Raw genomic sequence first — 14,486 nt, forward strand, 5'->3', positions numbered from 1 at the left:
ATGAGCTTCTTTCTGGAAACACTGCTCGGCGGCCTGATGAGCGGCATGCTGTACTCGCTGGTCGCGCTGGGCTTCGTGCTGATCTACAAGGCCTCGGGCGTGTTCAATTTCGCCCAGGGCGCAATGGTGTTGTTCGCCGCCTTGTCCATGGCGCGCTTTTCGGAGTGGATTCCGGAGTGGCTGGGCATGGACAACCTGTTCATGGCGAATGTGCTGGCCTTCGCCGTGTCGGTGGCGATCATGTTTGTCGTGGCCTGGCTGATCGAGCGGCTGGTGCTGCGCCACCTGGTGAATCAGGAGGGCGCGACGCTGCTGATGGCCACGCTGGGTATTGCCTACTTTCTGGATGGCGTCGGACAGACGGTCTTCGGCAGCGACATCTACAAGATCGATGTCGGCATGCCCAAGGATCCGGTGATGATGCTGGAGAGCGTTTTCGAGGGCGGCATCCTGATCAACAAGGAAGACTTCGTTGCCGCCTTCATTTCCGCCATGCTTGTTCTGGCCCTGACCATTTTCTTCCAGAAGACGGCAACCGGCCGGGCGCTGCGCGCCGTGGCGGACGACCATCAGGCGGCGCAGTCGATCGGCATTCCGCTGGGCCGCATCTGGGTCATCGTCTGGTGCGTCGCCGGCATCACGGCGCTGGTGGCCGGCATCATCTGGGGCTCCAAACTGGGCGCCCAGTTTTCGCTCTCGACCGTGGCCTTGCGCGCCTTGCCGGTGGTGATTCTCGGCGGCCTGACCTCCGTCCCGGGAGCGATCCTCGGCGGGCTGATCATCGGTGTCGGCGAAAAGCTGTCCGAGGTCTATCTGGGCCCTTATGTGGGTGGCGGCATCGAGATCTGGTTTGCCTACATGCTGGCGCTGGTGTTCCTGCTGTTCAGACCGCAAGGTTTGTTCGGCGAGAAAATCATCGACCGTGTTTGATTCGAGGGACTAGGAATGTTCTATAGAGAAAACGGTCAGTTCAAGACCTCGTACCAGGCGGATCAGCAGCTGTTTTCGATCCCGCAGGATCGCTGGGCAATTCTTGCCATCATCGCTTTCGCCTTCTTCGGGATTCCGATGCTGGTCGACGAGTACATGTTTCGCGCCATCCTCGTGCCCTTCTTGATCCTGTCGTTGGCGGCGCTCGGGGTGAACATCCTGGTCGGTTATTGCGGACAGATCACCCTCGGGGCGGGAGCTTCCATGGCGGTAGGCGCCTACGCGGCCTACAATTTCCTGATCCGGGTCGACGGCATGCCGGCGCTCGGAGCGATTCTGCTCGGCGGACTGGTTGCCGCCGCCGCCGGCATCGTTTTTGGTGCGCCGAGCTTGCGTGTGCGCGGGCTGTATCTCGCGGTGGCGACGCTTGCGGCACAGTTCTTCTGGGACTGGGCCTTTCTCCGCATCAAGTGGTTTACCAATAACGCGTCATCGGGCTCGGTTTCGGTGGCGGACATTTCTCTCTTCGGCTGGACCATTGACAGCCCGACCGACAAATATCTTTTCTGCCTCGGCGTTCTGGTCGTGTTCAGCCTGATGGCGAAGAATCTGGTGCGCGGCAGTATCGGCCGGCAATGGATGGCGATTCGCGACATGGACGTGGCAGCGACCGTGATCGGCATCCGCCCGATGTACGCCAAACTCACCGCCTTCGCCGTCAGCTCGTTCTATCTCGGGGTGGCCGGCGCTCTTTGGGGCATGATCAATCTTGGTTCCTGGGAGCCTGCCGCGTTTTCCATCGATCGTTCCTTTTCCCTGCTGTTCATGGTCATCATCGGTGGCATGGGCGCGATTTCGGGAAGTTTCTTCGGGGCGGCATTCATCGTGATCCTGCCGATCTTTCTCAATCAGATGCTGCCTCTGATAGGGGGCCTGTTCGGACTGGAAGTGTCGATCGCCCTGGTATCGCACGTCGAGATCATGGTCTTCGGCGCGCTCATCGTGTTCTTCCTGATCGTCGAACCGCACGGCATTGCAAGGTTGTGGGCAACGGGTCGGGAAAAACTGCGTTTGTGGCCATTCCCGCACTAAGGCAGGGTCGCGTCCGGTGAGCAGGATTGCCGGACGTGGCATACAGGGTTTTATCGGGTTTTTGTACGCGTAACACTAAATCATCCTAGGAGGAGACAACATGAATCTACGCAAACTAGCTGTAGCCGCTTCTGTCGCAGCGGTTGGCCTGTCCGCTGTGCTTGCCGCACCCGCGGCATATGCGGCCGAGGAGCAGTTCTTCCCGGTGCTGGCGTATCGCACCGGCGCTTACGCGCCCAATGGCACGCCCTGGGCCAACGGCTTTGTCGACTACATGAAGTTGACCAATGCGCGCGGCGGTATCAACGGCGTCAAGATGATCTGGGAAGAATGCGAAACCGGATACGCCACCGACCGCGGTGTCGAGTGCTATGAGCGCCTGAAGGGCAAGCACGGCGGCGCGACGGCAGTTCAGCCGCTGTCTACCGGTATCACTTTCGCCCTGACGGAAAAGGCTCCTGTCGACAAGATTCCGGTCATCACCGCCGGCTACGGCCGCAGCGAGTCGCAGAACGGCGCCGTGTTCGGCTGGAACTTCCCGCTGGTCGGCACCTACTGGATGGGCGCCGACGTGCTGGTTCAGCACATTGCCAAAAAGGAAGGCGGATTCGACAAGCTGAAGGGCAAGAAGGTCGCGCTGGTCTATCACGACAGCCCTTACGGCAAGGAGCCGATCGCCCTGCTGCAGGAGCGTGCCAAGATGCACGGTTTCGATGTGCAGTTGCTGCCGGTTGCTCATCCCGGTGTGGAACAGAAGGCCACCTGGCTGCAGATTCGCCAGAGCAAGCCTGATTATGTATTCCTTTGGGGCTGGGGCGTGATGAACGCAACCTCGATCAAGGAAGCGCAGGCCACCGGTTATCCGCGTGAAAAGATGTACGGAATCTGGTGGGCAGGTGCCGAGCCGGATGTCAAGGACGTGGGTGATGGTGCCAAGGGCTACAACGCTTTGGCCATGCAGCATGGCGCCGAGCCGAATGCCAAGGTGATCAAGGAAGTCCTCGAGAAACTGCATGCCAAGGGTCAGGGGACCGGTCCGAAGGAAGAAGTCGGCCAGGTGCTTTACATGCGCGGCCTGATTTCGTCGATGTTGCAGGTTGAAGCCGTGCGCGTGGCGCAGTCGCGTTACGGCAAGGGCAAGCGCATCACCGGCGAACAGATGCGCTGGGGCCTGGAGAACATCAATCTCGACCAGAAGTCGCTGGACGGCCTGGGCTTTGCCGGCGTGATGCGCCCGGTGCAGACCTCCTGCCTCGACCACATGGGTTCGGCGTGGGCACGCATTCACACCTGGGATGGCAAGAAGTGGAACTTCACGTCGGACTGGTATCAGGGCGACGAGAAGGTGCTGCGCCCGATGGTGATGCTGGCCTCGGCCAAGTACGCGGAAGAAAAGAAGATCAAGCCGCGTACTCCCGAAGATTGCAAGAAGTGACGTAAGGATCTGCCGGACGAGGTGCGGTTCGCCTCGTCCGGCAGCAGTCCTGGACAAGTCTGGAATACCGGTCCGCGCATATCGAAAGAGCACATGACTACTGCCAACATCCTTCTCAACGTTAACAGCATCGAGGTGATCTACAACCACGTCATCCTCGTGCTCAAGGGCGTCTCGCTGTCCGTACCGCAAGGCAGCATCGTGGCCCTGCTGGGCGGCAACGGTGCGGGCAAGACCACGACCCTGCGTGCCGTGAGCAACCTGCTGCACGGCGAGCGCGGTGCCGTGACCAAAGGGTCGATCGAATGCCGTGGCGAGCGCATCGAAGCGCTGACGCCCGCCGACCTGGTCAAGCGCGGCGTGGTTCAGGTCATGGAGGGCCGCCACTGTTTCGGCCACCTGACCATCGAAGAAAACCTGATGACCGGCAGCTACACTCGCACCGACGGCAAAGCGGCGGTGGCGCAGACCCTGGAAAAGGTCTACAACTATTTTCCGCGCCTGAAGACACGACGTACCAGCCAGGCCGCCTATACATCGGGCGGCGAACAGCAGATGTGCGCCATCGGACGCGCACTGATGGCCAACCCGACGATGGTGCTGCTCGACGAACCGTCGATGGGCCTGGCGCCACAGATTGTCGACGAAGTGTTCGGCATCGTCAAAGACCTCAACCAGCGCGAGAAGGTCACCTTCCTGCTGGCCGAGCAGAACACCAACATGGCCTTGCGCTATGCCGATTTCGGCTACATCCTCGAAAACGGCCGCGTGGTCATGGAAGGAGCCGCCGCCGAGCTGGCCAACAATGAGGACGTCAAGGAGTTCTACCTCGGCATCTCCTCGGGGGAGCGCAAGAGCTTCCGCGAGGCCAAGCATTACCGCCGCCGCAAACGCTGGCTCGCTTGAGGACTGCGGATCACGCGGCGCGCTGCGGCGTTGCTCAAGGCCTCGTTGCCTGTCCGCGAAGCGGAATCCCAGGCACGCAAGGCGAAGAAAACTAAACGTCGGTCTTTCGCGCCTTGCATCGCTTGGTGCTCCACAGTCCTCACAATCAGCGCCGTCAGCCACTCTTCCCGATTTCGGAGCAGCACATGTCCAAATACTTTGACGCCCTTGAAACCCGCACCGCCGACGAGCGAAAGTCGGCGCTGGCGACACGCCTGCCGCAGCAGATTGCTCACGCCAGGGCCAATACGGCTTACTTTGCCGAGTCGCTCCGGCAGGTCGATGCCGCGGCGATCACTTCGACGGCAGCCCTCGCCGGTTTGCCGGTGGTGCGCAAGAGCGACCTGATCGAGCTGCAGAAGAAACAGCGGCCGTTCGGCGGTCTTGCGGCATCGAGCTGGGGCAAGCTCGGACGCGTGTTCTCCTCGCCGGGCCCGATCTACGAACCGGAGGGCCGCGTCGCCGATTACTGGCGTACCGCGCGGGCCCTGCATGCCGGCGGGTTTCGCGCCGGCGACCTGGTGCACAACAGTTTTTCGTATCACATGACCCCCGGCGGCTGGATCTTCGAAGCCGGTGCGCAGGCGCTCGGCTGCACCGTATTTCCGGCCGGCGTCGGGCAAACCGAGCAGCAGGTGGCGGCGATGGCCGATCTCCAGCCGCAAGCCTATGCCGGCACGCCGTCATTCCTGCGCATCCTGCTGCAAAAGGCAGATGAAATGGGCGTCAAGCTGCCTTCCCTGACCAAGGCGTTTTTTTCCGGAGAGGCCTTCCTGCCGCCGGTGCGCGACGAACTGCTGGCGCGCGGCATCGTCGGCCACCAGGCGTATGCGACGGCCGAGCTGGGCGTGATCGCGTACGAAACCGAAGCCCGCGAAGGACTGGTGGTCGATGAAGGCGTGCTGGTCGAAATCGTGCGCCCCGGAACCGGAGACCCGGTGGCCGAGGGGGAAGTCGGCGAAGTGGTGGTGACCACCTTCAACGCCGACTACCCGCTGATCCGCTTCGGCACCGGCGACTTGTCGGCTTTCCTGCCGGGGATTTCGCCCTGCGGGCGCACCAACATGCGCATCAAGGGCTGGATGGGGCGTGCCGATCAGACCACCAAGATCAAGGGCATGTTCGTCCATCCGGAACAGGTGGCGATCGCGGCCAAGCGCCATCCGGAAATCGTCCGCGCACGGCTGGTGGTGACCAATCCCGACAGCAATGACCTGATGACCCTGCATTGCGAAGTCGGCCAGGCCCGCGCCGAGAATCTGGAAAAGACCATCGCGGAAAGCATTCGCGATGTCACCAAACTGCGTGCCGAGGTGAGCTTGGTTGCGGTTGGCAGCCTGCCGAACGACGGCAAGGTCATCGAAGACGCCAGGAAATATGACTGAGCCCCGCGGACCTCTTGCAGGTCTGCGCGTACTCGACCTCACGCGCCTGCTGCCGGGACCCGTGGCGACCATGCACTTGGCAGACCTCGGCGCCGAGGTGATCAAGATCGAGGATACCGGTGCCGGCGACTATGCCCGCACCATGGGACCCGGCGAACGCAAGGCGGACGGCAATAACGCCACGGGCGACAGCCTGTTTTTCCGCATGGTCAATCGCAACAAGAAAAGCCTGCGGCTGGATCTGAAAAAGGCAGCCGGCGTCGAAGTTTTCATGCGCCTGGCGAAGGATGCCGACGTGGTTTTCGAAAGCTTTCGCCCCGGCGTGGTCGACAAGCTCGGCATCGGTTACGAAACCGTAAAGGCGATCAATCCGCGCGTTGTCTACTGCGCCATCACCGGTTATGGACAGACCGGCCCCTGGGCGGAACTCGCCGGCCACGACATCAACTATCTCGCCACGGCCGGGCTGCTGGACCAGATCGGCACCCACGACGGCAAGGCCAGCGGGCCTCCGGCCATTCCCAATCTGCAGATCGGCGATCTCCTCGGGGGAGCGCTTACTCCACTGCTCGGCGTTCTCGCCGCGGTGATCGGCGCCAAGGTGAGCGGACAAGGCAGCCATGTCGATGTGGCGATGACCGATGCGGTGCTGGCCCACACGATCTTCCCGCTGGTGACCACCCAGGTGTTCGGGCAGCCGGCACCGCGCGGCGCCGACCTGCTGACCGGCGGCGTGCCCTGCTATGGCGTGTATCGCACCGCCGATGACCGCTATCTCGCCGTTGGCGCCCTCGAACCCAAGTTCTGGCAGGCCATGTGCGTCGCGATCGGTCGCCCCGATCTCGCTTCCTTCGGGCTTGCCACCGGAGCCGAAGGCCGGCGTGTGAAGGCCGAACTGGCAGGCCTGATCGCATCGCAGCCGCTCGCCCACTGGCAGCCGATATTCGCCGCAGCGGATTGTTGCGTCACGCCGATTTTGCGCGTGGACGAAGCAATCGCGCATCCGCAAGTCGTCGCCCGCGAAATGGTGGTCGAGGTCGGCGGCGCCAAACAGTATGCGCCGCCCTTCAAGCTTTCCGCCTGGCCCTGGGCCGACGCCAGCCCGGCCCCGGCGGCCGGCGCCGACAGCGATGCCGTGCTGAAGGCTGCGGGCTACGTGGAATCCGACATTGCCCGCTTGCGCGCCGCTGGAGTAATTTAATGCAATGGAAACACCTTGTTCGAAGTCTCCAGAAATGGACGCGCGTAGCGCGCTGATTGGTAACCCCCCGCGAGGGGGGAAGGGGGGCGGGTGATCAATTCGCTTTTCGCGTGTTTCATCATCGGCGGGTGGCTCTCGGTGCAATGAGCGTTAGCGGCGTGTCCCCGGCGCTCGCCCCGGCCCTTGCCCTCCTTCCCGACTTCGCCCTGATCCTGCTGGGCAGCGGCCTGCGCCGCGTGCTGCATCTGGGCGATCATTTCTGGAGCGGGCTGGAAAAGCTGATCTATTTCGTCCTCTTTCCGGCCCTGCTGTTCAACGGACTGGTGAAGACGCGCATCGAGTGGACGACAGCGGCGCCGATGATCGGGGTTGCCGCCGGGGCGATGGCCACCGGCATCGTGCTGGGATACGGCGCGAAGCTGTTTCGTCTGGCGCCCATGTCCTTTGCCTCGCAATACCAGTGCGCGTTTCGCTTCAACTCCTACATCGGCCTGGCGGTGGCCGGAAAGCTCTATGGCGTGCCCGGCATCGCGGCCATGGCGATTGTCGTCGGCGTCATGGTGCCGCCGGCCAACATGGCGGCGGTATGGATGCTGGCCCGCCACGGCGAAGCGAGCGTCTGGCGCGAACTGGCGCGGAATCCGCTGATCCTCGCGACGCTGGCCGGCGTCGCGGCGAATGTCGCCGGCTTTCAGCCGCCCGAGGCACTGCTGCAATTTCTCGGCCGCCTCGGCGAAGCCGCCATCGCGCTGGGCTTGCTGGCGGTGGGCGCGGGGTTGCGCACCGGCAATGCGAAAGTCGGCGCTGGCGCTACGGCGGCCGCGGCCTATTTGCTGACGATCAAACTTGTCGCGATGCCGCTGGCGACGCTGGCGCTGATTCGCTGGACGGGATTGACCGGAGTTTATGCCGATGTGGCGCTGGCGTTCTCGGCCCTGCCGACGGCCAGTTCCGCTTTCATCCTGGCGCAACGCATGGGCGGCGACGGCACGCGCGTGGCCTGGCTGATTTCCGTCGGCACGCTGCTCGGCATGCTGAGCCTGCCGTTCTGGCTTTCCCTGCGCTGACTACTTGGCGGTTTTGCGGCCGGTTTTCGGCGTCGGCTGATCGGCCGGGGCGGGAGCGCCAGCTGCATCGGCGGCGGGCTGACCTGCGTTCTGCATGAAATTCCAGGGCCACAGGTTCGGATTGGCGAAGGGGTTGGCATTGGCGTCAGGACTGCTCGCCGACTGGCTGATGGCCTGCAGCGCCGACAGCGTCGCGCACTGCATCTCCAGTCCCTGAATGGTCATTTGCAGCATGCCGAGATTGGTCTTGAGCCAGCCCTCGACCGCCTTCAGGTCGGCGATGCGCTTTTCAAGTTCGTTGGTATCAAGCGTCGGCGTTACCAGGCCCGGCAACGGCATGCCGGTATTGCCCCAAAGTGTCTTCAGGAAATCCATCGGATCGGACGGCGTGGTGCTCATGGCGCATGCTCCCAAGAATATTGGCCGATCTTACCGCAGTGCCGCCATCCGCGCTAACGCTCATGGTCGCTTGAGACCACTAGCAGAGGATGAAACGCGAAAGGCGAATTGAAGACCCCCCACCCCCATCCCCGCCCCGGGGCGGGGTTACTGGCAAGCTCGCTTCGCTCGGCCATCACCCGCCGCTCCGAAAGAGTCATTTCACGCTAAACTGCCCTTTGTCATATTCGGGACTGACCTGCGGGGGAACGCGATGCTCAAACTATTGGTGGTCGAAGACCATGCCCTGGTACGCGAGGGATTGCTGGCAACGCTGAAGAACCTCGGTGCAGAGACCCGGACCTTCGGCGTACCGGACGCAAACGAGGCGATCGGGGTGCTGGAGAGCGAAGACATCGACATGATGATCCTCGACCTGATGCTGCCCGGAACCAAGGGCCAGACCTTCCTGCCCGTGGTGCGGCGGCGTTTTCCGACGGTTCCCGTGGTTGTCCTGTCCGCGCTGGATGACGCCGACACCGTGTCGCGCGTGATGAAAGCCGGCGCTTCCGGGTTCGTTTCCAAGTCGGGTTCGAGTACCGACTTGCTGGAGGCCTTGCGCGCGGTCTTGTCCGGTGAAATCTACCTGCCGCCCAAGCTGAGGGAACTGACCAATCGCAGCGAAACAGCGCATGGCGAGGGCAAGTCGCTGGCGCAGCGTTTCGGCCTTACCGCGGCCCAGGCGCGAGTGCTGGAACTGTTGACGGAAGGAAGCAGCAACCGTCAGATCGGCGAACTGCTCGGCTTGACCGAAGGGACGGTGAAAATCCACGTCTCGGCGATCATGAAGGCCATGGGCGTGAACAACCGTTCGGAGGCGGCGCTGATGGCGAGCCGCAAGCGCCGCCAGAACTAGCGACGGCTTTTGCCCGCCTGACTTCCGCTTTATGTCCCGCGAGGGACGGTATCCACCCGGACGCGGGACGGCGTCAGGCCGCCATTGCCATGGATGCGCCATGGCCGGCGGCGGGCCGCGTCGCCACGTCTTCCTCGCTCAAATCGGCATCGTCTTCGAAAGAGATCTGCAACAGATCGAGTACCTGGCGTGCGATGCCGCGACTGGCATTGGCCAGCGGCGAAGGCAGGTTGCCGGGAATGGTTTTCTGCAGCAACTGCTTGCTGGCGGAAAGCGTTGCGACCGGGGAAAGAATCCGGTCGCGGAAACGGACCAGGAATTCATCGACGGTTTTTTCCGCCGCTTCGCGCTGCCAGACATTGGTGGGCCACTGCGAAGGCACGGCATAGGCGCGCGGGAACATTTCCAGATCGCGGATCACGGTGCGGATGTCTTCGTGCGAATCGCGAAACGGCAACAGCACCAGATCGGCGACGCTGTAGAGCTTGTGGTCCATCTCGGTACGGTTGCCGCCACCGTCGATCACTCCCATCCATGACTTGAGCGAGCGAATCTTGCTGGTCACCTTGGTCAGCGCTTCGCGCGAGCGGGCGTCGGCGACCAGATAGCGGCGCCCGGCCGGGTTCAGTGGCTCGCGGCAACTGTCGGTGAGTACGCAGACCGAGCGTTGTCCGAGCAGGCCCATGCCCTGGCACAGCATGTGGGAAATCGTGGTCTTGCCGGTGCCGCCCTTGTTGCCGATAACGCAGATGATGTCTGCCATGCCTGACTCCTCATCGATCCCGGCATGAATCCGGGGTCTGTGTGGGAGGATTATTGGCCATCGGCGATGCCTTCGATGGCTGAAATTGCGAGGCAATCGCCGTGTTTATTCAGCCAGCCGGTCGGTAGCAGTAAAGGCGGGTCTGCCTGGCATCGGCCACCTCTACGGTGCTTTCGGGCTCGATATCGGGCACGGTGAAGCTGTTGCTGACCAGCAGCGCATCCGGCTTCATTTCGGCCCTGGCCTTGAGCCAGAGCCGCTGCATGGGAACCGGCGAGAGAAAGGCATAGACCAGCGCATAGCCGCCCAGCGGGTGGGACCAGAAGTCGCCGAAGCGGATCTCGATGTTGGGCAGGCCGCGACAGCCGAGCCAGGCCCAGGCCCAGGTCAGGGGCGCATGCTCGAAGCCGACAAAGCGGCAGTCCGGGCGCGCCCGCGCCAGCCGGCGCAGCAGGCCGCCGTCGCCGCAACCGAGATCGACCACCGACACCGGTTCGTCTGGAATCAAGCCCGCCACGGCCTCGCTGGCCACCGCGTTGGTGAGGTAGAGCGGCACCCGGCTGCGGTCGGTGCGCCAGAATACGAGCAGCAAAACGGCAAAACCGGCCAGCCAGACCCAGGAAGGCAGCCCCAGCCCCAGCGCGAGCACTGCCAGCGGCATGAAGCCGAGGTGGATCGGCAGCCACCAGACGGGGCCGCGCAGCAGATGGCTGACCAGGGCGGCGCACAGCCCCTGAATGCCGGCCAGCGCCAGCGGCTGGCCGACCAGCGCGGGGAACAGCAGCCAGACCAACCCGCCTGCCAGCATCGCGCCGAGCATCTGGGAGGCCGCCGCATGCTTCAGCGGCGGCCTGGTCTGGCGATGTGGCGTCAAGCCAGCCCGAGCCGGGCACGCAAGGCGTCGCGTTCCGGCATTGCCGCATCGATGTTGCGGCGTTTGACATGGCCGAAGCCGCGAATCTTCTCCGGCAGATTGGCGAGGGCAATGGCATCGCCCAGCGTGGTTCGATCCAGCTTGCCGGCCATGCGGGCGAGGTCGGCTTCATAGTCGGCCAGCAGGCTGCGCTCAAGTTGCCGCTCTGCGCTGCGGCCGAACACGTCCCAGCGCGAGCCGCGATACCGGCGCGCTTTTGCCAGCCACTTGAACCCGGTCAGCATCCATGGACCAAAGGCGAGCTTTTTCACCTTCCCTGTCTTCGGATCGGGGCGGGCCAGCAAGGGTGGCGCCAGATGAAACTGCAGCGTGTAATCGCCTTCGAAGCGTTCGCCGATCTTCTGCAGGAAGTCGGTTTCGGCATACAGCCGCGCCACTTCGTATTCGTCCTTGATCGCCATCAGCTTGAACAGGTTGTGCGCCACGGTCTCCGTCAGTTGCGACGAATCGATGAAGGCCTCCGCAGTGCGGATTTTTTCCACTTGAGTCCGGTAGCGTTCAGCGTAGGCGGCATCCTGATACTCGGTGAGAAAGCGAACGCGCTTCGCAATCAGTTCATCAAGAGTCGGCGCTGGCGGTACGGCGATTTTCGGCCGGGCGTAGGCAGCAACACCCGCGGGATCGTGCGCGGCGCGACGGCCCCAGAGAAACGCGGCGCGGCTCAAGGGGACCGCCGTGCCGTTGAGTTCGATGGCGCGATCGATGGCGTCCCACGACACCGGCACCAGGCCCTGCTGCCAGGCGTAGCCGAGCAGGAACAGGTTGCTGGCGATCGAGTCGCCGAGCAGGCGCACGGCGAGATCCGAGGCGTCGACGAAGTGTGCGGCGCCGGCGCCGACGGTTTCGCCGACTACCGCCTGCATGCGCGCCAGGGGAAACTGCCAGTCCGGATTGCGCGTGAAATCGGCCGTCGGGGTTTCGGCGCAATTCACCACGACGCGGGTGCGGCCGCTCTGCATCCGCGTCAGCGCGTCGGGCGATGCGGTGACGATGACATCGCCGCCGATCACCGCATCGGCTTCGCCGGTCGCCACGCGCACGGCGTGGATGGCTTCCGGATCGTCGCAGATGCGCACATGGGAAAACACCGCACCGCCCTTTTGCGCCAACCCTGTCATGTCGAGCACGGTGACGCCCTTGCCGTCGATGTGTGCGGCCATGCCGATCAGGGCGCCGATGGTGACCACGCCAGTGCCGCCGACGCCGGTAATCAGGATGCCGTAGGGATCGGCCGTCGACGCGAGAGTCGGCGCTGGCGGTACGGCGATGAAGTCGCCGCCGTTGGTTGATCCGGCGAGACCTCGGCCCTTTTTCACGCCGCCGCCCAGCACCGAAACGAAACTCGGACAAAAGCCCTTCTCGCAGGAGTAGTCCTTGTTGCAGGCCGACTGATCGATCGCGCGCTTGCGGCCGAATTCGGTTTCGACGGGGACGACCGCAAGGCAGTTGGATTGCACGCCGCAGTCGCCGCAGCCTTCGCACACGGCCTCGTTGATGAACAGGCGGCGCGGCGGGTCGATCATCTTGCCGCGCTTCCTGCGGCGGCGCTTTTCGGCGGCGCAGGTCTGGTCGTAGATGATGGCCGAGACGCCCGGGCATTCGCGCATCTCGCGCTGGATCGCATCAAGCTCGTCGCGATGGCGGATCGGCACGCCGTGCGGCAGATCCGGGTGACCGTAGGCGCGCGCCGTGCCATCGGTGACGACGACGACGTGATGCACGCCTTCCGCATGCAACTGGTGGGCGATCTGCGGCACCGTCAGGTTGCCGTCCACCGGCTGGCCACCGGTCATCGCGACGGCATCGTTGTACAGGATCTTGTAGGTGGCATTGACGCCCGAGGCAACCGCTGCGCGTATGGCCAGCGATCCGGAATGGAAGTAGGTGCCGTCGCCGAGATTGACGAAGACATGGCGCTGTTCGGTGAAGGGCGCCTGGCCCATCCAGGCCGCGCCTTCGCCTCCCATGTGGGAGTAGGTGGCGGTGGACCGGTTCATCCACAACACCATGAAATGGCAGCCGATGCCGGCCAGCGCGCGCGAACCTTCGGGCACGCAGGTGGAGGTGTTGTGCGGGCAGCCCGGGCAGAAATAGGGTGTGCGCGCGACCTGGATCGCCGGCGCGGCGGAGCGTTCCTTCGCTTCGATGATCGCGAGGCGCTCGCGAATGCGCGGCGAGGTGAAGTGGCGGCCGATGCGGTCGGCGATCACGCGCGCAATCTGTGCCGGAGAAAGCTCGCCCGAAGCCGGCAGCAGCCAGCGGCCATTGGGCAGCGCCCATTCGCCTTTCTCGTCGAACTTGCCGATCACGCGCGGACGCACGTCCTCGCGCCAGTTGTAGAGCTCTTCCTTCAACTGGTACTCGATCAGTTGGCGCTTTTCCTCGACCACCAGGATTTCTTCCAGTCCCTCGGCGAAGCGGCGCACGCCATCGGATTCGAGCGGCCAGACCATGCCGACCTTGTAGAGGCGGATGCCGATTTCGGCGGCGAGCGCATCGTCGATGCCGAGGTCATCGAAGGCCTGGCGCACGTCGAGATAGGACTTGCCGGTAGTGATGATGCCCAGTCTCGGATTGGGCGCATCGATGACCACCTGGTTCAGTTTGTTGGCGCGGCAATAGGCCAGCGCGGCGTAGAGTTTGTGGTCGAGCAGCCGGGCTTCCTGCAACAGGCGATCGTCGGGCCAGCGGATGTTGAGCCCGCCCGCAGGCAATGCGTAATCGTCGGGCAGCACGATCCGGACGCGGTCCGGCGAAATATCCACCGAGGCCGAGGATTCAACAGTATCCGCCACCGCCTTGAAGCCGACCCAGCAACCGGAGTAGCGGCTCATGGCCCAGCCGTGCAGGCCGAGGTCGAGATAGTCCTGCACGCCGGCCGGTACCAGCACCGGCATCATCGCGGCCTTGAATGCATGTTCCGACTGGTGCGCCACGGTGGATGAGCGCGCGGCGTGATCGTCGCCGGCCACCGCCAATATGCCGCCATGCTTCCAGGTGCCGGCGGAATTGGCATGCTTGAAGACGTCGCCGCAGCGGTCTACGCCCGGCCCCTTGCCGTACCACATGCCGAACACGCCATCATGCTTCGCGCCCGGCGACAGATTGACCTGCTGCGTGCCCCACAGCGCCGTCGCAGCGAGATCTTCGTTGACGCCGGGCTGGAACACGACATGGCTCTGCGCCAGATGCGGCCTGGCCTTCCACAGCGCCTGATCGAGGCCACCCAGCGGCGAGCCGCGGTAGCCGGAAACGTAGCCCGCGGTGTTAAGTCCCGCCAGGGCGTCGCGTTGCCGCTGCAACAGCAGCAGTCGAACCAGGGCTTGGGTGCCGGTCAGAAATACCCGGCCGGAGGCGAGGGCGTATTTGTCCTCGAGGGTGATGGTGCGCAGTGGCGCGTTCATGGCTGCTCCTGAATTTTTTGGACGTCGGAGATGCTG

The 14,486-nt window shown here is 63.8% G+C and carries 12 protein-coding genes; 8 read left to right on the forward strand and 4 right to left on the reverse strand.

Annotated features, from left to right (window positions below):
- The 7 genes from SUTH_RS03120 to SUTH_RS20325 all read left to right on the forward strand — a co-directional run bounded on the left by SUTH_RS03120 (position 1) and on the right by SUTH_RS20325 (position 8,055).
- Positions 1–930: a branched-chain amino acid ABC transporter permease gene (locus SUTH_RS03120; protein WP_041097009.1), complete on the forward strand. Its 930-nt coding sequence runs from the start codon at positions 1–3 to the stop codon at positions 928–930.
- A gap of 15 nt (positions 931–945) precedes the next feature.
- A complete protein-coding gene (locus tag SUTH_RS03125; RefSeq protein ID WP_041097011.1) occupies positions 946–2,022 on the forward strand; it encodes a branched-chain amino acid ABC transporter permease in 1,077 nt (358 codons plus the stop codon).
- Positions 2,023–2,122: 100 nt separating this feature from the next.
- Positions 2,123–3,457 (forward strand): ABC transporter substrate-binding protein, encoded by a 1,335-nt coding sequence (locus tag SUTH_RS03130; protein ID WP_041097013.1) that lies wholly within the window; start codon positions 2,123–2,125, stop codon positions 3,455–3,457.
- Positions 3,458–3,550: 93 nt separating this feature from the next.
- On the forward strand, positions 3,551–4,363 hold the full coding sequence (locus SUTH_RS03135) for an ABC transporter ATP-binding protein (RefSeq protein ID WP_041097015.1): 813 nt from the start codon (positions 3,551–3,553) through the stop codon (positions 4,361–4,363).
- Positions 4,364–4,548: 185 nt separating this feature from the next.
- On the forward strand, positions 4,549–5,787 hold the full coding sequence (locus SUTH_RS03140; RefSeq protein ID WP_041097017.1) for a phenylacetate--CoA ligase family protein: 1,239 nt from the start codon (positions 4,549–4,551) through the stop codon (positions 5,785–5,787).
- Positions 5,780–6,988 (forward strand): CaiB/BaiF CoA transferase family protein, encoded by a 1,209-nt coding sequence (locus SUTH_RS03145; protein ID WP_041097019.1) that lies wholly within the window; start codon positions 5,780–5,782, stop codon positions 6,986–6,988. Before SUTH_RS03140 ends, SUTH_RS03145 begins: the two co-directional genes overlap by 8 nt.
- 590 nt (positions 6,989–7,578) lie before the next feature.
- On the forward strand, positions 7,579–8,055 hold the full coding sequence (locus SUTH_RS20325) for an AEC family transporter (protein ID WP_408054965.1): 477 nt from the start codon (positions 7,579–7,581) through the stop codon (positions 8,053–8,055).
- Here the strand turns inward: SUTH_RS20325 and SUTH_RS03155 are convergent, their stop codons facing one another.
- Complete coding sequence (locus tag SUTH_RS03155; RefSeq protein WP_041097021.1) at positions 8,056–8,454, reverse strand: PhaM family polyhydroxyalkanoate granule multifunctional regulatory protein; 399 nt, start codon at positions 8,452–8,454, stop codon at positions 8,056–8,058.
- 253 nt (positions 8,455–8,707) lie between these two features.
- Between SUTH_RS03155 and SUTH_RS03160 the strand changes: the two genes are divergently transcribed.
- On the forward strand, positions 8,708–9,349 hold the full coding sequence (locus SUTH_RS03160) for a response regulator (RefSeq protein WP_041097022.1): 642 nt from the start codon (positions 8,708–8,710) through the stop codon (positions 9,347–9,349).
- Between the two features lie 73 nt (positions 9,350–9,422).
- On the opposite strand, the gene SUTH_RS03165 is transcribed toward SUTH_RS03160, so the two are convergent.
- The 3 genes from SUTH_RS03165 to SUTH_RS03175 all read right to left on the reverse strand — a co-directional run bounded on the left by SUTH_RS03165 (position 9,423) and on the right by SUTH_RS03175 (position 14,450).
- A complete protein-coding gene (locus SUTH_RS03165; RefSeq protein WP_041097024.1) occupies positions 9,423–10,112 on the reverse strand; it encodes a hypothetical protein in 690 nt (229 codons plus the stop codon).
- A 109-nt stretch (positions 10,113–10,221) separates the two neighbouring features.
- On the reverse strand, positions 10,222–10,986 hold the full coding sequence (locus SUTH_RS03170) for a class I SAM-dependent methyltransferase (RefSeq protein WP_197539642.1): 765 nt from the start codon (positions 10,984–10,986) through the stop codon (positions 10,222–10,224).
- Complete coding sequence (locus tag SUTH_RS03175) at positions 10,983–14,450, reverse strand: indolepyruvate ferredoxin oxidoreductase family protein (protein ID WP_041097026.1); 3,468 nt, start codon at positions 14,448–14,450, stop codon at positions 10,983–10,985. The genes SUTH_RS03170 and SUTH_RS03175 overlap by 4 nt, the downstream gene beginning before the upstream one ends.
- Between the last annotated feature and the right edge of the window lie 36 nt (positions 14,451–14,486).

The organism is Sulfuritalea hydrogenivorans sk43H (assembly GCF_000828635.1).
GTDB lineage: Bacteria > Pseudomonadota > Gammaproteobacteria > Burkholderiales > Rhodocyclaceae > Sulfuritalea > Sulfuritalea hydrogenivorans.